Origin of the sequence: Aquisphaera insulae (assembly GCF_011064615.1) — a bacterium.
Lineage (GTDB): Bacteria > Planctomycetota > Planctomycetia > Isosphaerales > Isosphaeraceae > Aquisphaera > Aquisphaera insulae.
On the sequence record NZ_JAALJH010000005.1, the window covers coordinates 56,021 to 72,877 of the forward strand.

Sequence of the window (16,857 nt, forward strand, 5' to 3'; positions counted from 1 at the left end):
CGAGCCGGAGTCTTCCGCTCAACCCGAGCGAGCCAGGGCGGACGTCACATATTCTTCGATATCCCTCGCCATGTGGTCAAGCCGCGTCCGCGTCTCCGCCTTCGCCTCGGCGAGCTTCTCCGGCGACTTCACCTCGCTGCGGGCGAAGAGGTAGAACTTGATCTTCGGCTCGGTGCCGGAGGGCCGGGCCGCGAACCGAACGCCGGGGACCGACGTGTGGAAGATCAGCAGGTCGCCCGACGGCTCGGGGAGCGGACGGGCCGGCGCCGAGCCTTTCAGGGTGCGGATCTCATGGGCCTGGTAGTCGTACACCTCCGTCACCACGGCACCGCCGACGGACCGGGGCGGGGTGCTCCGGAACGCGGCCATCAGGGCCTTGATCTGCTCCACCCCCTCGCGGCCCTTGTAGGTCTTGTTGATGAGGTGCTCGCCGTAGTGGCCGACGTCGATGTAGAGGTCGTCCAGGTACTCCAGGACCGACTGCTTGCGGTCCTTCACCGTCGCCGCCAGCTCCGCGAAGAGGACCGAGGCCACGGCCGCGTCCTTGTCGCGGGCGTAGGTCCCCTTGAGATAGCCGTGCGACTCCTCGAAGCCGAAGAGGAAGCCGGCCGGCCCTTCGCGGTCGATCCGCTCGCCGATCCACTTGAAGCCGACGAGCAGGTCCCCCTCGGTCTTGATCCCTTCCCGCTTGCCGAGCGCGGCGGTCATGCCGGTGGAGACCAGGGTGGTGATCAGGTACTGATCGGAGCGGAGCTTGCCCTGGGCCTCCAGCTCCTTCATCACGAAGGCCGTGATCAGGACGCCGATCTGGTTGCCGTCCAGGGTCACCCAGGGGCCGGCCTTGTCGGCCGTGGCGGGCAGGCCCACGCCGATGCGATCCGCGTCCGGGTCGCTGGCCAGCACGAGGTCGGCGCCGGTGGCCTTCGCCTCGGCGATCGCCGCTTCCAGTGCGCTGGGGTTCTCCGGGTTGGCGACGTGGTTGGGGACGTTGGGGAAGTCGCCGTCCGGCGTCCGCTGCGAGGCCAGGATGTTGACCTTCTTGAAGCCGTCTGCCGCGAGTGCCGCCGCCACGGAGGTCTCTCCGACGCCGTGGAGCGGGGTGTACACGATCGAGATGCCTCGCGCGTGGCCGACCGACTCTCCCACGACGGCGGTGATGTAGGCGTCGTCGACCTCGGACCCGACGAGGACAAGTCGGCCCTCGGCCTTCGCCCGGTCGAGGGGCATCTCCGGGATCTCGCCGTCGGAGACCGACTTGACGCAGGCGATGATGCCGGCGTCGTCGGGCGGGATCACCTGGCCGCCGGTCGCGGCGTAACACTTGAAGCCGTTGTCCGAGGGGGGGTTGTGCGAGGCCGTGATCATGATCCCGGCGTCGCACTTCAGGTGTCGGACCGCGAACGAGAGCAGGGGGGTGGATCGGGCCTCGGGGAAGAGGTAGACCGTGAATCCGGCGGCGGCCAGGACCCGGGCGCAAAGGTCGGCGAACTCCGGCGAGTTGTGGCGGGAATCGCGGGCGATCACGCACGACCGCGGCGAGCCCTCGCCCTTCCGCCCCGTCACGTAATCGGCCAGCCCGCGCGCGCTTTCCGCCATCGTTCGCGCATTCAGTACATTCGTCCCCACCGGATACATCACGCCCCGGCGCCCGCCCGTGCCGAACTCGAGGACCGCGAAGAAGGCGTCATCGAGCGTCTTCCAGCGCTTCGCCTCGATGTCCTCGAGGAGGCGGGGGCGATACTGGGCGAAGGGGCTCTCGGCGAGCCAGCGGCGGATCGCCGCGGCGGCGGGTGCGGACAACTGCTGAGAGGCTTCGGCCTGGCCCACCGCGGCCTGTGCGTCGTCGACCGTGATCATGGTACGGATGCTCCGGAGGCGGACGGAAACAACGGCCCCCAAGGCTATCGCGCCACCGTCTCAATTGCGAGATCCGGGGCATCCCGCAGGCCCGGTCGGAGTCCCCTGTCGGTTTCCGCAAGTCGGGACTTTAGACCAAGATTCGCAAAGTTCATGCCCCGGTCAGGGGATGTAAAATCGGGCCTTTTGTAAGTTCGTCTTGACGTCCCGCCCGGTGCGCGTAAGGGCTGCCCGATCCCCGAAGAAATTCCGCCTCGACGGTGCCTCCGAAATCGAACGAGGAAAATCGCCTCCCCGTCTTGACTTAGGACGGGGCGGAGAAAAATGGGCAGCCGCCTGCGCACTCGTGGCACGTTGGTTGCCTTATGTGGGGACCGTCGGCCCGAGAGTGACGCCCCGGAAACCCGGGAATTTCCTCAAGTTACGAAGGGCCACTGACGCGGACCTCAAGGTTGAGGGGGTCCGCAGCCAATCGGTCGGAAGCCTGGCGACGACCGCGACCATAGATGGACAGGGAGGTATCTGATGTCTCGGCCCCGCACTCATCGCTCGCTCCGGTTCGACAGCCTCGAGTCCCGCGAGCTCCTCTCGGGCATGACCGCCCCCACGGCCGAACAGCAGTACGCCCTGTCGTTGATCAACCGGGCCCGGATGAATCCGGCCGCGACCGCCGAGCAGATCAGCAACGGCGTGACCCCGGACCTTCAGTCGACGCTCAGCTACTACCACGTCGACCTCAACGCCACGGCGCAGGCCATCGCCAGCACCCCGGCGAAGCCCCCCCTGGCCTGGAATTCCGACCTGGCGACGGCCGCCCAGGGGCACAGCCAGGACATGGTCAACAACCAGTACCAGTCGCACACCGGCTCCGACGGCAGCACCGCCGAGCAGCGGATGAAGCAGGCCGGCTACACCGGGGCGAGCTCGACGGGCGAGAACGCCTACGCCTATGCGGACTCGGTCGACCAGGCCATGCAGGCCTTCCTGATCGACTGGGGCGTCTCCGACCAGGGGCACCGCCGGAACCTCCTTCAGGGGAACGTCTCGTCGGCGGACGCCTATCGCGAGGTCGGGATCGGGATCGCCTCCACGTCCGCGAGCTCCAAGGTCGGCCCGCTGGTGATCACCCAGGACTTCGGCAGCCAGGCCAGCGACAAGGCCCAGCTCCTGGGCATCGCCTACAACGACAGCGACAACAGCGGCACCTACGGGATCGGCGAGGGGCAGGGCAACGTCCAGGTCGACGCCACCAACCTCTCCACCGGCAAGACCACGAGCGTCCAGACCTGGAGCGCCGGCGGCTACCAGATGGCCCTCGATCCGGGCAGCTACCAGGTGACCTCCAGCGTCAATGGCAAGGTGGTCAAGTCGGTCGCCGTCACGATCGGGACCGACAACGTCGAGCAGGACTTCCTCCTGAACCAGACCTGGGACGGTCGCTCCCGCGACGCGGTCATCAGCTCCCTGACGACGCCGCCCACCCCGGCCCCGGCTCCCGTGGTGCAGACGACCGTCGCTCCCGTGGTGCAGACGACCGCCGCTCCCGTGGTGCAGACGACCGCCGCTCCGGTGACGCTCTTCATCCCGACGGCGGCCAAGACCGTGAGCATCCCGGTCGCCAAGCCGTTCGCCACGGCGAAGGCGACGTCCACGCCCTCCTTCACCGGCTCCTGGACGTCCTGGACGGCCCAGAAGGCCTGATCCCGGCCGGCGACATCGAACGCCGGCGCCGGTCGCACTCAACCTCGGTCGGCCTCAAGGGGCGGGATGGATCCCGCCCCTTGGCGTTTCGAACGGGAATCGGCTCCTGACGGGATGCCGCGCCAGATCGGGAAGGATCAATCCGCCCCCGAGTCGAGCCACCGAGCGAGCTCCTCGGCCCGGGGCCGCTCGCCGGCGAACTTCAGGGCCTGGGGCGCATCGGCGAGGGCATAGGCCGCCTCGGCCCAGGACTTCTCCAGGTGCAGGCCGGGGCGGTCGATCCGGATCGTCGCGGGGGCGGATACGGCGATCGCCATCGGGAGCCCGCCGAACTGGAAGACGCCGGGGAGGTCCAGCGCCGGGGGGATGGCCGCACCATCGTCGACCAGGTCTCGCCCTTCCAGGTCCGCGGCCGTTCGAGAGATACCCTCCAGCAGCGGCCGGGCGAGCAAGACCTGGTGGGCCGCCAGGCCCCGGCCGGCCAGGGAGACCTCGCGGACGTCCGGCCGGGATCGAGCCCACGCAATCACGGTGGCCAGGTCCTGGACCTGATCGGCCGCAAGCGACGGGTTGTAGGTGGCGAAATGGGCCGTGTCCGGCCGAGCGGTCGCGGGATGGAGCGCGTCGAGCGACTCGCCGACGAAGAGGGGATCGTAGGCGACGACCCCCACACCGCGGGCGAGCAGGGCCCGGACGAGCGGATCGAGCTGGCCGCGCGAGCCCAGCAGCGCGGCCTTGCCTCGGGAGTCGGCGAGCACGCAGAGCCGGCCGTTGGGACGCGTCGGGACGATCCGGACGACGGGCACGGCCTCTCCCTTGCCGCGGCGGGTGAGCTCGCCGTGGACCGCGGTGAAGCCCTCGCGAGAGAGGCGGCGCACCTCGCGATGGGCGATCCGGTCGGCCGGCGGCTCGACCAGCCCCAGGCGGTTCCGGAGGCCGACTCGCAGGAACCGGCGAGCCGCCTGCCAGCGGGCGGGGTCGACGCGCGACGGGGCCAGGGCCTGGATCTCGCTGGTCAGGGTGGCGATCAGGGCCTCTTCAAGCTGGGCCGGCGTCTTTCGATTGGCCGGGGCGGGGTGCTCCTTGTCGAAGGTCCAGAGGGTCTCGGGCTTCTCGACCGCCTCGGTCCCCTCGCGGGTGCTGGCGCTGTCCTCGATGCCGAGGAGCCACCGGCCCATGAAGGCGTAGACCGCGTTCCGAGTCGTCTGGTTGTAGTTGTGGGGGAAATCGAAGACCGAGGCCTCGATGCGGTCGGCCAACCCGAAGAGAGAGTAGACCCCGCGGATCGTCGGGAAGGCGTTGGTCATCGTCAACTTCGTCCAGTCGCCCGAGGCGCCGACGAGGATCATCGGCCGGGGCGCGGCGAGGGCGGCGAATTCCACGTTGTCGGTCCCGAGCCGGAGGCCGGCCGCATTCTCGCAGACGCATCCGCCCTGGAACGAGTCCGAGACCATGACGACCGGGGCCGCCGCCTTGATCCGCGGATCGAGCGCGGTCAGCAGGAAGGTCTGAGTGCCGCCGCCGGACTCTCCGGTGCAGCCGATCCGCTCCGGGTCGACGTCCGGCAGGGTGGTGATCCAGTCGAGAACCCGGAGGCTGTTCCACGTCTGGAGCGTCGCCAGGCTGAGCCCCCAGCGGCGGAGTCGATCATTGAGGAAGGAATGCGTGAACGGCTTGCTGTCGTTGTAGCCGACCATGTCGTACAGGAAGACGACCGCGCCGAGCTTGGCCCATCGGCTACACCGCGGCTGGACCTCCGGATTGACCCGGCCGTCCTCCCAGTGGCCGTGGGGGCAGAGGACGATCGGCCGCCTGCCTTCTGCCTTCGCCGGGCGGTACAGGTTGCCGCTGAGGGTGAATCCGGGGAGCGTCTCCAGGACGACCTTCTCGATGGTGTATCCGTCGCGCTGGAGCTTGCCGTAGACCTTCGGATTGAGGGGCGTCTTCCTGGGCGACGGCCAGAGCCCGAGCGCCACTAGCATCTGTTCGCGAAGGTGCTCCGCGCGGTCGCGCCATGCCTCGAGGGAGGCTGGCGGCTGGAAATCGGCCCCTTCGCGGTTCGTCCGGATCTCGGTGCGGCGGCGATCCGGCGAGGGCGAGCCCGAGTCGTTGCGGCCGCGGATGAGATCCAGGGCATGATCGAGCCTCACGTCCTCGGGGCCGAGGAAAAGCAGGGTGGGGAGGGCCGACGGCTCCTTCGTCGCCCCATCAGGAGCGGGCACGACGAGGCGAAGCCGCTGGCCGGTCCTCGACTGGACCTTCCCCACGGTCTGCCAGGCCGGGGCCGCGTCATCCCCCTTGCCGGCGGCGCGAAGGGTCGCGGCGTCGCCGTCCTGGGTGAGGCTCCAGCGGAGCCCGGGGGTGGACCAGACCCGGACGGCGATCTCGCCCGAGGCGGTCGGGGTGATGCCTTCCGCCAGTGCCGGGAAATCCGCGGCCGTGAAGAGCTGAGCGACCGCGGCAGGGGGGGAGGCCACGATGGTGAAGGCCGAGAAGACGAACGCCGCGATCGCGACGGGGATTGAACGGCGGGCGGGCGCAGCGGTCGCCGGCGTCATGAGCTTCCTCCCGGAGGGTGCCTCGGCCCGCGTCGGGCGGGCCGTCGGCAACCATCGTACCGGGGCGGGAGGGGGACTCAAGGGCCGGCCGCCCGTGGCCGGCACGACCATTGCATCGACGATCTTCGATGCGTTTCAGCCGAGCAGCCGGTCGGCCTCGGGGAGGAGCTTCGCGAAGTTCAGGCCGCTGTGGCAGGCCTTGCGAGCGGCCTCGAGGTCGGCGCCGCGCCAGTCTTTCTGCTCGTCGGCGAGCGCGGCGTACTCCTCGCGAGCCAGGACGCGGGCACCGAAGTCGTCATGGTACGTGAGCAGGCGGGTGAGCTGCCCGAGCTCGGCCTTCGTGCCGGCGGCGTGGCTGCAGCTCCCGTCGCAATTGGCGCACATCATCGGGTTCGAGGCCAGGACGGCGTCGCGAAGCTCCTCGATCTGGGCCGCCTTCAGGGGCTGGAACTTCTCGGCCGCCTCGACGTTCTCGCGCAACTGATCGGTGTTGGTCATCGCGATGCAGACGTTGGCGATGCGCTCGTCGCTCCAGGCGGCGTGGAGTAGCCCCTGGTGCGGGGTCAGCCCGCGCTCCTTGAGGGTCGGCATGCGCTCCTTGACCCGGTCGAGGGCGCCGCGGCCGGCGAAGAGCTTCATGGCGATGAGGCCGATGTTCTTCTCGTGGCAGCGATCGAGCGCCTTGTTGAGCGGCGAGTCCTTCTTGAGCCAGGGGGCATACGCCAGCATGATCACATCGACGTAGTTGCCGGCGGCCGCGTTGTCGAGCTGCTGGGCGATGGTGGCGTCGTGGGTGGTGAAGCCGACGTACTTCACCTTGCCGGTCTTCTTGATGGCCTCGATCTCGGCGGCCATCTCCTTGCTCTTCGGCCAGTCGACCTGGTTCTTGCCCAGGCCGTGATAGTAGAGCAGGTCGATGTAATCCGTGCCGAGCTCGGAGAGGCGTTCGTCGATGTTCTTGAGGACCTCGCCGAAGGAGCGGACGGGCTGCTTGGTGGCCAGGAAGATCTGCTTGCGGACGTCGGGCTGCTCGGCGAACCACTTCTTGAAGGCCGGCTCCGAGCCGTAGACCTTGGCCGTGTCGTAGTAGCGGACCCCCCGGGCGAATGAGAGCCGCAGCAGGCGGTCCATGAACCCGGCGATCCGGAGCGTGCCGGCGTTGAGGATCGTGACGTCGACCCCCGTCTTGCCGAGCCGGCGCGTCGGCAGGATCGCCTTTCCGGGGGCGGGTGCGGGGGCGGGCTCCTGGCCCGAGGTCGTGCCCGTCGAGGAGAGCGTCACGGCGGCGGCAGTCGCGGCGCCGGTCTGGATGAAGGCCCGACGTTGCATCGGGGTCGGAACGTGATCGGACATCGATCAGACTCCTGTTGGAGGCGGGATAGAGCGGGAGGCTGGGGAGATCCCCTAGGCGGGCTCCCGCATCATCAAGGCTACACCTCCCCGAAGGCCGGGTCGAGCAGGCGGGGAAGATTCCACCGCGCAGGGCGAATCGATCAGTCGTTCTCGTGGAGGTCGAAGAGCCGGCAGGACGCCAGCAACGATTCGACCGTGGCGGGGTCTCGGCTGTTGAACAGGCAATAGGCGGGATAGGGATACGTCCCATCGACGATGATCTGACGATGGCTGGCCCGACGGAAGCCCTCGTCGCAGGGCTGATGGCCGGTTATGAACAGGTCGGCGTCGATCATCTCGGCGAAGCGATCGGCCGTCTCCGGCGTGGTATCCCGGCCCCAGGTCACGGCGTAGATCGTGCCTCCGCGCTTCATCGATTCTTCCGGCCAGCGGTCGGCGCTCAGCACCTCGAGGTCGAGGGAATCGAGATACCGAGCATCCGGGAGCGAGTGGACCACGAGCACGCGGTTGGAGGTCTTCACGCCCACAGGGAGCGAGGCGAAGAGGGCGAGGTAGGCCTGATAGACGTCGTTGGTCCGGGGCCCGTACGCCTGCTCGATCCCCAGGCGGAACCGCAGGTTGAGGGTCTGTCCGTCCTTGCCGATCACGCGGCCGGTGAGCTCCGACAGCTCATGGTTTCCCAGGATCAGGTGGACGCGCTCGGGGTGCTGGCACTTGAGGGCCGCGACCAGGTCCACCAGGCGGTGGGAGCGGTCGGGCCGGTCCTCGTCGTACTTGTTGATCTCGTGCACGAGCTCCTGGAGGACCAGGTGCCGTCGGGGATGGCGGTCCAGGGCCGCGACCTGGAGGGTGCTCTTGAACGCCCCGAGATTCCCGTGGAGGTCGCCGACGACCATGACCTCGTCGGCATCGGCCAGGTGAATGATCGATCCCGTCCGCCCGGGCGTCGCTCGCATCAGCTCCGCGGCCCGGTTCACCGTGGTCAGGATCTTTTGAGGGTCGGGCATGGACGTTCGTCGTCTGGGGTTAACAGGCCGCGCCGAGCCGGGGGGCCGACGCCGCGGGCGGATTGGTTACATCAAGATTCTAACAAGAGCGGGAGTCGGAAAACGACCCCGTGTCCTCGCGGTTCGAGCGCCGGAGGCTCAGTCCTCGAGCTCCTCGAGCGCGTGCCACCGTTCGTACGAAGCGGCCAGCTCCCGTTCGAGGTCCTCGAGTCGGCTGCGTTCGTTGGCGATCTCTTCCCGGTCCTTGCGATAGAATGCCGGATCCGCCATGGCCTCGTGGAGGGCCGCGATCCGAGCCTCCATCTCCTCGATCCGGGCGGGGAGCGTTTCCAGCTCCCTGCGCTCCTTGAAGCTCCGCTTCCGGCCCTGGGTCGACCTGGGAGCGACCTGGGACGACTTCTTTCGATCCGCTTCGGTCGCCGTCTTCGATTCGGGGGCCGGGTCGCTGGGCCTCTGTCGCAGGTAGTCGTCGTACCCCCCTTCGTACTCCCGGACCGTGCCATCCGGCTCGATGACGAGGGTGCTCGTGACCACGTCGTTCAGGAAGGCCCGGTCGTGGCTCACGAGGAGGACCGTGCCGCCGTACTCGACCAGGAGCGATTCGAGGAGTTCGAGGGTTTCGATGTCCAGGTCGTTGGTCGGCTCGTCCAGGACCAGGACATTGGACGGCCTCGTGAACAGCTTCGCCAGCAGGAGCCGGCTCCGCTCGCCGCCGGAAAGGTACTTCACCAGGGTCCGCGAGCGTTCGGGAGGGAAGAGGAAGTCCTGGAGATAGCCCAGGATGTGGCGGTCGCGGCCGTTGATCGAGATCGTGTCGTAGTCGCTGACGTTCTTCTGCACGGTCTTCTCGTCGTCGAGTGACGACTTGAGCTGCTCGAAGTAAGCGATCTCCAGGTTGGTCCCGCGCCGGACCGTCCCCTCGGCGGGTTCGAGCTGACCGAGCAAGAGGCGGATCGCGGTCGTCTTGCCCGAGCCGTTGGGGCCGATGATCCCGACCTTGTCGCCCCGGACGATGGCGGTCGTCAGGTCGCGGATCACCGTCCGGCCCTCGTAGGAGAACGTGACCGATTCGGCCTCGACGACCAGGGTGCCGGATCGCTCGGCCTCCTGGGCCTGGATCAGCGCCGTCCCCTGGCGATCGCGGCGCTGGCTGTGGGCCTTGCGCATCGCCTCGAGGGCCCGGACTCGCCCCTCGTTGCGGGTCCGGCGCGCCTCGACTCCCTTGCGGATCCAGGTCTCCTCCTGAGCGAGCTTCTTGTCGAACAGCTCTCGCTGCCGCTCCTCGGCCGCCAGCAGCTCATCCCGGCGCTTCAGGAAGGTGGGATAGTCGCAGGCCCAGTCGAAGACCCGGCCCCGATCGAGCTCGACGATCCGGGTCGCCAGGCGCTCGAGGAAGACGCGGTCGTGGGTCACGAAGATGAGCGTCCCCGGATAGCGGAGGAGGAAGGTCTCGAGCCATCGGATCGAGTCGATGTCCAGGTGATTGGTGGGCTCGTCCAGGAGCAGCAGGTCCGGCTCCCCGACGATCGCCCGCGCCAGGAGGGCGCGGCGTTTCATCCCCGAGGAGAGGTGGGTGAAGATGGCCGCCGGATCCAGGCCGACTCGTGACAGGACCGTCTCGACCCGATGGTCGTCGCCCCCGAGATGGTTGTCATGCTCCGCCAGCCCGTCGGCCACCACGCCGGCCACCGTGACGTCGTCCCCCGCCGGCACGTCCTGGACGAGGTGGGACACCCGGAGCCCCTGCCGCCGGAGGATCGTCCCCTCATCGGGCTCGACCTCGCCGGCGATCAGCCGCAGGAGCGTGCTCTTCCCCTCGCCATTCCGGCCCAGGAGGCAAAGCCGCTCCCCGACCTCGACCTGGAGCTGCGCCCGGTCCAGGAGCCGCGGGCCGCCGAACGAGAGGCTCACATCCGATAAGCTCACGAGTGCCATGCTGCCGCCCTTACCACGGATGAACGGATCGTTTCTCGACCAGGGATGATACGGATAACAGACAACGAGAAGGCGGACACAACGATAAAGAGAAGTCACCGGCAACCGACTCGACAGCCAGGAATTCGGATCGGGAGAGGTGGATCGAGAAGGGGAGGGGGATCTGTGCGTCGTCTCGGACGACAGGCTCAGACCCTCGAAACCCATCCACATGATTCTCGTGATCTTCCATCCGTGGTCTCCGCGCAATCCGTGGTAGAAACCGTATGGATTCGATGCCGAGACCGGATCGGCCGTGGCTGAGGTAGACGCCGTGTGCGGGAGATCTTACGCTATTTCCTTGCGTCCCCGATGAGATTCATCCCCAATCGCGTCCAATTGGTCTGGCTGGACGCTATAATTGGCAAACGCGCGTTCCTGATGTGAGACTTCCGTGATTCTGGCCGGGGAGCGCCCGGGATCGACCGAACCTCGGCGGTGGGCTCGTCATGCACAAAGGCGTCGGAGTCAGTCCCGGGGTCGTCGTCGGTGTGGCCTTCCGCGTGGAGTCGGCCCTGGGCCAGGCCGAACCGCGATATCTCGAGAGACCGGAGGACGCCGGGGCGGAGATCGCGGCGTTCGACCGCGCGGTGGAAGAGGCGGCGGGTGAGCTCGAGGGTCTGATCCGGCGGGTCGCCCAGGAGCTCGGGCCGTCGGCGGCGGAGATCTTCCAGACGCATCTTCAGATCCTCAACGATCCGGGGCTCCTCTCGCGGGTCCATTCCGTGATCGAGGAGCAGCAACTGACGGCCCTCTCCGCCTTGCAGCAGGTGATGCAGGGGTACGTCTCCCAGTTCGCGAGGATCGAGCAGGAGTACTTCCGCGAGCGGCTCAACGACCTCCGGGACGTGATCTCGCGGATCGGTTCCCACCTGACGGGTTCGCGGGAGCCGGCCCGCGGCGAGGGCACCGAGTCCCGCGACGGCGACCAGCCGGTGGTCCTGGTCGCGCACGAGATCCTCCCCAGCCAGGCCATGAGCCTGGGCGAGATGCCGATTGCGGGGATCGTCACCGAGGTGGGAGGGACGACCAGCCACGCGGCCATCCTCGCGCGGAGCCGCGGCATCCCCGCCGTCTCCGGCGTCGAGGGGATCATGAACGTCGTCGCCAGCGGGGATCCCGTGGTCGTCGACGGCCGCGAAGGGCACGTCATCGTCCGGCCGAACGCGGAAGAAACCTCCTTCTATCGCAAGATCCAGCGCGAGTTTTTCCACCTCAAGGACAGCCTGATCGCCAACCGGGACGAGCCGGCGCGGAGCCTGGACGGGACCCGCGTCGAGCTGCTGGCGAACATCAACAACCTCGCGGACGTCCACTCGGCCAGCACGGTGGGGGCCACGGGCGTGGGCCTCTTCCGGACCGAGTACCTGTTCCTCACGCACCACAACGTCCCGAGCGAGGAGGAGCAGTTCGAGTATTACAAGCAGATCGTCCTGAACTCGCCCAATCAGACGGCGACGATCCGCACGCTCGACCTGGGGGGCGACAAGACGGTCCCCTATCTCGGCAAGCGGTACGAGCCGAACCCGTTCATGGGGTGGCGGTCGATCCGCATCTTCCTCGAGAATCCGAAGCTGATGGTGACCCAGATCCGCGCGATCCTCCGGGCGGGGAAGTACGGGAAGGTCTCCATGCTCTTCCCGATGATCTCGACGCTGGAGGAGCTGAAACGGGTCAACAAGATCGTCCAGGAGACCCGGGACAACCTCAAGCGCGAGGGCGTCCCCTATGCGGACGACGTGAAGACGGGGGTCATGGTGGAGGTGCCGGCGGCGGCGATCTGCATCGACGCGATCCTCCGGGAGACGAACTTCATCTCGATCGGTTCGAACGACCTGATCCAGTACCTGGTGGCGTCCGATCGAGACAATCCCAAGGTCGCCCACCTCTGCGAGCCCCTGAGCCCGGCCATCTTCCGGGTCCTCCAGATGATCCTGGACGCCTGCAACCGGACCGGGACGCCCGTCACGCTCTGCGGCGAGATGGCCGGCCAGCCCCGCTCCGCCCTGGTCCTCTTCGGCATGGGACTGAGGCGGTTCAGCATGAGCCCGGCGTTCATCCCAACGGTCAAGAACCTGCTGGGCGCGGTCACGACCGCCCAGGCCGAGCGATTCGCCCACCACGTCCTCCAGCTCTCCACGAGCGACGAGATCCGAGCCTACCTGTCCGCCCGATTGAGGGAGGTCTCGAGCACCCTGGAGGTGCTCGACGCGGTCTGAGCTCGCGACGACGCGGGCGTCGAGGGCCGCGGAACAACTTGTCGAACGGGGGAGTTGCTATGGGGTTGCGCGCCTGCTAGGCTAAGCGAGCCGAGCCCGGCGCTGGTCGTGAGCGCCGCGGATTCCGGCTCGAATACGAGGCAGCCATCGCATGCGACCCCACGCGCCTTGATCACTTTTCTCGATTGACGACGAGCTTCGCGAGGCGTTCCCTGTTCTGGGAATTCCGGTCGTCGTCGGGGTGTGTCGGGTCAATCGCAAGCCCTTTTCTTCCAAGAGATGTCCGTTGATTCCTCCCGGCCCACCCCGCGGCAATTCGTGCCGCGCGGCGACCGCCCGGGGAATCGCCGTGGACGGACGGAGCTGCGGAGGCTGGGACAGAGCCATGGCGAAACGCCCGAGCGTGCAGGAGATCCTGGAGGCGGCGCGGAGGGGGGGCCCTGCGAAGCCGGCCGCGGTGCCCGAATCGGCCCCGGCGGCCGCGCCGATCGAGGAGCCGACGCACTCCGAGGCCGCCGAGGTCGCCCCCGCCGCCCCGGCCGCCCCGGCGAGGCCCGCGGCGCCGGCCGGCCCGACGCCGTCGAGCCTCGGGCGACCGTTGACCCTCAAGGAGAAGCTCGCCGCAGCCAGGGCCGGCGGAGCCGCCGCGGCGGCTCCCGCCCCGTCGCCGCCGCCGACACCCTCGGCCCCGCCCCCCGCGGCCGAGGCCGCGGGTTCCGAGGCCACGCCGGCGCGGGCCGTCCCGCCCCCGGCGAAGCCGCTGGGCCGGCCCCTGACGCTGGCGGAAAAGCTGGCCGCGGCCAGGGGGGGCGGAGGCGGCGCGGCGCCGGCCCCGGCCGCTGGTCCCGCCAAGGCCGCCCCGGCGGCGAAGGCGGCCGCCGCGACGACGGCCGGGGCGCCGCGGACCCTCCCCCCGCTCGACAAGATCACCGACCCGAAGGACCTCGCCGAGGCGCTCCGCCAGACCGGCGCCCGGAAGGACAGGGAGGTGGCGGCCGAGAAGGCGGCCGCCGCGCCCGCCCGCCCGGCGGCCAAGGCCGCGCCCCCCAAGCCGTCCACGGTCCTCCCCAAGCCGGGGAAGCCGGGAGCCGCGACCGCCGAGGCGCCCGACCACTCGAGCCGCCGGGGCTTCTTCCTGGGCCCGCTCTTCGTGACCTGGATTGCCCTGGCCTGGACCTCCTTCGCGGCGGGCGTCCTCGCCTTCACCGGCATGCTCGGCCGCTTCATGTTCCCGAACGTCCTCGCCGAGCCTCCCAGCACGATCAAGGTCGGCGAGCCGGGGAAGTTCGACCCCGAGGACGTCAACGAGCGGTTCAAGGCGGAGTGGGGGTTCTGGATCGTCCGTTCCACGCGCTACGACGGGCAGGACATCATCTATGCCCTGTCAACGATCTGTACCCACCTCGGCTGCCCGCCGAACTGGCTAGCCGGCGAGCAGAAGTTCAAGTGCCCGTGCCACGGGAGCGGTTTCTATGTCACCGGGATCAACTTCGAAGGCCCCGCCCCGCGCCCGCTGGAGCGTTTCAAGGTGAGCCTCGCCGACGACGGCCAGATCATCGTCGACAAGAGCCAGAAGTTCCAGCAGGAGCTCGGGCAGTGGGCCGACCCCGATAGCTTCATCGCCGTCTGACGCGACCCTCCGGCCGACGTCGGCCGGAGGCTGCCGATCTCTTGGTCGTCACTTTCCCCGGCTCGACGCGATCGTACCGACGAGAGACCCATGCCACTCCTGGACAAGATCACCGACACGCAGCTCTGGAAGAGCGTCTTCCGCCACCCGATGCCGACCGACCGGCGGAATCGCGTCGTGGTGATGCTGACCAACTTCTTCCTCCACCTCCATCCGGTCAGCGTCCGGAAGCAGGGGATCGCCCTCAGCTACACCTGGTGCATGGGGGGGACGACGTTCTTCCTGTTCATCGTCGAGGTGGTCACCGGCGTCCTCCTGATGTTTTACTACCGGCCGACGCTCGAGCACGCCTACAACGACATCCTGGCCCTGCGCGACGTGACCACGCTGGGGATCCTCCGCGAGCTCCACCGGTGGGGGGCGCACGCGATGGTGATCGCCGTCTGGCTGCACATGTACCGGGTCTTCCTGACGGGCAGCTACAAGCCCCCGCGCGAGTTCAACTGGGTGGTCGGCGTCCTGCTCCTGGTGCTCACGCTCCTGCTCTCGTTCACGGGCTACCTGCTCCCCTGGGACCAGCTCGCGATCTGGGCCATTACGGTCGGCTCGAACATGGCCCGCGCGACGCCGGGCGTGGGCGTGGAGGGCCCGGGGGCCTCGCTCCTGAACCTCAACGGCGTGAAGCTGATCACCAACGGATCCGATGCCAAGTTCGCCCTCCTGGGGGGCCGGGCCGTGGGCGAGATGACGCTCAACCGGTTCTACGTCCTCCATTGCGTGGCGATCCCGCTGGCCGTCTCGCTGCTGATCATGATCCACTTCTGGCGGGTCCGGAAGGACGGCGGGATCAGCGGGCCGATGTGAGCCGTGGGATTCTCCGAGTCGGGGGTCGGCGAGGCCGATTCTCTCCACCAGTCATCCGAGGCAACGGGGTCTAGCAGCACCCATGCACCAAGACTTGACCTCCGGCGTGATGTTCGGCCTGGCCTGGTATTACCTCCTGGCCGCGCTCCTGAACGCGGCCGCCGCCGCGTACCTCGCGTACGGAACGCTCGTCTCCGAGGGGGCGTCGCGGGTCGGGCTGGCGCCCAAGACCCGGCACCTCCCGGGCTGGCTGACGACGTCGTTCTTCGGCCTCTACGCCGTGGCGATCGGCTTCGTCCTCTTCCGCCAGGCCCTGCCGGGTTCGATGCTCGCGGCCTACTGCCTGTGCGCCCTGGCCAACGCCATGATCGCCCTCGCCGCCGGGGCCGACGCGGCCCACTTCGCCGAGCTCCACGAAGGGGCCACCGACCAGCCCGGCGCGGTGCTCGAGCGGGCCCCCACGCTCGACGACCACGTCCCGGCCGTCGGCCTTGGCCGGCCGATCAGCCGGACCCTCTGGACCCTGATCTGGGCGGTGGCGGCGGTGATGTTCCAGGCGATGGGCCTCGCCTACCTCTTCGGCGGTAAGATCGTGCTGCCGCAGCTCTTCCGCGACGCGATGGACAACGTCTCCGGCCCCACCACGTTCTTCATCGGGGCGACGATCGCCTTCATCGCCCTGATCGCGTTCCGGCGGTTCGTGGCGACCGGGCTCTTCGCCTGGGGGATGGTCAACCTCTTCCTGCTCTACTTCGGCCTGAGCATGACCGACTACGACTTCCGGGACATCGTCACCAAGCCGGACAACGTCCCGATCGTCGGCCTGATCGTCCTGGTCGGCTATTTCACCTGGCTCAGCCTCCGGCGGGCGGTGATCAACGACGCCCGGATGGCCCGCGGCCTGCCCAACCTGGAACAGCTCGATCCGGACAAGACCCTGACCTGGCCCGACCTGGTTTATACCGAGCTGATCTGCATGGTCGTGCTGACGATCGTCCTGGTCCTCTGGGGGATCTTCCTCCAGGCGCCGCTCGAGCAGCCGGCGAGCTCGACCGTCGCCCCCAACCCGTCGAAGGCCCCCTGGTACTTCCTCGGGCTCCAGGAGATGCTCGTCTACTTCGACCCGTGGATGGCCGGCGTCGTGCTCCCCAGCCTGATCATCGTCGGCCTGATGGCGATCCCGTACATCGACACGAACAGGGAAGGTAACGGCTACTACACGATCGAGAAGCGGAAGTTCGCCTACATCACCTTCCAGTTCGGCTACCTGGTCCTCTGGGTCGTGCTGATCCTCCTGGGGACCTTCCTCCGCGGCCCCAACTGGAACTTCTTCGGGCCGTACGAATACTGGGACCTGCACAAGCTGATCCCGCTCAACAACGTCAACCTCTCGGACGTCTTCTGGATCCAGATCATGGGGACGGCGAAGCCGTCCAACTTCCTCGCCCGCGAGCTGCCCGGGATCGTCCTCACGCTGCTCTACCTGGTGGTCACGCCGGAGCTCCTCCGTCGGCTCTTCTTCAAGAAGTACTCCGCCGAGGCGGGGATGGTCCGGTACATGACGCTGGCCGTGCTCCTGCTGTTCATGGCCAGCCTGCCGATCAAGATGGTCCTGAGGTGGACGTTCAACCTCAAGTACGTGGTCGCCATCCCCGAATATTTCTTCAACATCTGATGGATCCGAGACCCTCGCG

10 protein-coding genes are annotated in these 16,857 nt (G+C 68.3%); 5 read left to right on the top strand and 5 right to left on the bottom strand.

Annotation, left to right across the window (positions count from 1 at the left end; genetic code table 11):
• Positions 1-18: 18 nt before the first annotated feature.
• A complete protein-coding gene (locus G6O54_RS04640; protein ID WP_165220793.1) occupies positions 19-1,857 on the bottom strand; it encodes a phospho-sugar mutase in 1,839 nt (612 codons plus the stop codon).
• 525 nt (positions 1,858-2,382) lie between these two features.
• Between G6O54_RS04640 and G6O54_RS04645 the strand changes: the two genes are divergently transcribed.
• A complete protein-coding gene (locus G6O54_RS04645) occupies positions 2,383-3,558 on the top strand; it encodes a CAP domain-containing protein (RefSeq protein ID WP_165220796.1) in 1,176 nt (391 codons plus the stop codon).
• Positions 3,559-3,695: 137 nt separating this feature from the next.
• Here the strand turns inward: G6O54_RS04645 and G6O54_RS04650 are convergent, their stop codons facing one another.
• The 4 genes from G6O54_RS04650 to G6O54_RS04665 all read right to left on the bottom strand — a co-directional run bounded on the left by G6O54_RS04650 (position 3,696) and on the right by G6O54_RS04665 (position 10,411).
• A complete protein-coding gene (locus tag G6O54_RS04650) occupies positions 3,696-6,116 on the bottom strand; it encodes an alpha/beta hydrolase (RefSeq protein ID WP_165220799.1) in 2,421 nt (806 codons plus the stop codon).
• Positions 6,117-6,251: 135 nt separating this feature from the next.
• Entirely contained in the window at positions 6,252-7,469 is a 1,218-nt protein-coding gene (locus tag G6O54_RS04655) for an aldo/keto reductase (RefSeq protein WP_165220802.1), read from the bottom strand.
• A 140-nt stretch (positions 7,470-7,609) separates the two neighbouring features.
• Positions 7,610-8,476 carry a metallophosphoesterase gene (locus G6O54_RS04660; protein ID WP_165220805.1) on the bottom strand — a complete coding sequence of 289 codons (867 nt, stop codon included), beginning with the start codon at positions 8,474-8,476 and terminating at the stop codon, positions 7,610-7,612.
• A 138-nt stretch (positions 8,477-8,614) separates the two neighbouring features.
• Positions 8,615-10,411 (bottom strand): ATP-binding cassette domain-containing protein, encoded by a 1,797-nt coding sequence (locus G6O54_RS04665; RefSeq protein ID WP_165220808.1) that lies wholly within the window; start codon positions 10,409-10,411, stop codon positions 8,615-8,617.
• Between the two features lie 488 nt (positions 10,412-10,899).
• On the opposite strand from G6O54_RS04665, the gene ptsP reads away from it, so the two are divergent.
• The 4 genes from ptsP (at position 10,900) to G6O54_RS04685 (ending at position 16,838) form a co-directional block, all read left to right on the top strand.
• Complete coding sequence (ptsP, locus tag G6O54_RS04670; protein ID WP_165220811.1) at positions 10,900-12,669, top strand: phosphoenolpyruvate--protein phosphotransferase; 1,770 nt, start codon at positions 10,900-10,902, stop codon at positions 12,667-12,669.
• A 385-nt stretch (positions 12,670-13,054) separates the two neighbouring features.
• Positions 13,055-14,299, top strand: a complete 1,245-nt coding sequence (locus G6O54_RS37275; protein ID WP_205678675.1) for a QcrA and Rieske domain-containing protein — start codon at positions 13,055-13,057, stop codon at positions 14,297-14,299.
• Positions 14,300-14,389: 90 nt separating this feature from the next.
• Entirely contained in the window at positions 14,390-15,163 is a 774-nt protein-coding gene (locus G6O54_RS04680; protein ID WP_165220814.1) for a cytochrome b N-terminal domain-containing protein, read from the top strand.
• Positions 15,164-15,245: 82 nt separating this feature from the next.
• Positions 15,246-16,838 (top strand): hypothetical protein, encoded by a 1,593-nt coding sequence (locus G6O54_RS04685; protein ID WP_165220817.1) that lies wholly within the window; start codon positions 15,246-15,248, stop codon positions 16,836-16,838.
• Positions 16,839-16,857: the final 19 nt, after the last annotated feature.

Bases quoted from the DNA above. Each gene is read 5' to 3' on its own strand.
- G6O54_RS04680 (WP_165220814.1), top strand. From the start codon at position 14,390: ATGCCACTCCTGGACAAGATCACCGACACGCAGCTCTGGAAGAGCGTC.
- G6O54_RS04655 (WP_165220802.1), bottom strand. From the start codon at position 7,469: ATGTCCGATCACGTTCCGACCCCGATGCAACGTCGGGCCTTCATCCAG.
- G6O54_RS37275 (WP_205678675.1), top strand. From the start codon at position 13,055: ATGGCGAAACGCCCGAGCGTGCAGGAGATCCTGGAGGCGGCGCGGAGG.
- G6O54_RS04665 (WP_165220808.1), bottom strand. From the start codon at position 10,411: ATGGCACTCGTGAGCTTATCGGATGTGAGCCTCTCGTTCGGCGGCCCG.
- G6O54_RS04660 (WP_165220805.1), bottom strand. From the start codon at position 8,476: ATGCCCGACCCTCAAAAGATCCTGACCACGGTGAACCGGGCCGCGGAG.
- G6O54_RS04650 (WP_165220799.1), bottom strand. From the start codon at position 6,116: ATGACGCCGGCGACCGCTGCGCCCGCCCGCCGTTCAATCCCCGTCGCG.
- G6O54_RS04645 (WP_165220796.1), top strand. From the start codon at position 2,383: ATGTCTCGGCCCCGCACTCATCGCTCGCTCCGGTTCGACAGCCTCGAG.
- G6O54_RS04685 (WP_165220817.1), top strand. From the start codon at position 15,246: ATGCACCAAGACTTGACCTCCGGCGTGATGTTCGGCCTGGCCTGGTAT.
- G6O54_RS04640 (WP_165220793.1), bottom strand. From the start codon at position 1,857: ATGATCACGGTCGACGACGCACAGGCCGCGGTGGGCCAGGCCGAAGCC.
- ptsP (WP_165220811.1), top strand. From the start codon at position 10,900: ATGCACAAAGGCGTCGGAGTCAGTCCCGGGGTCGTCGTCGGTGTGGCC.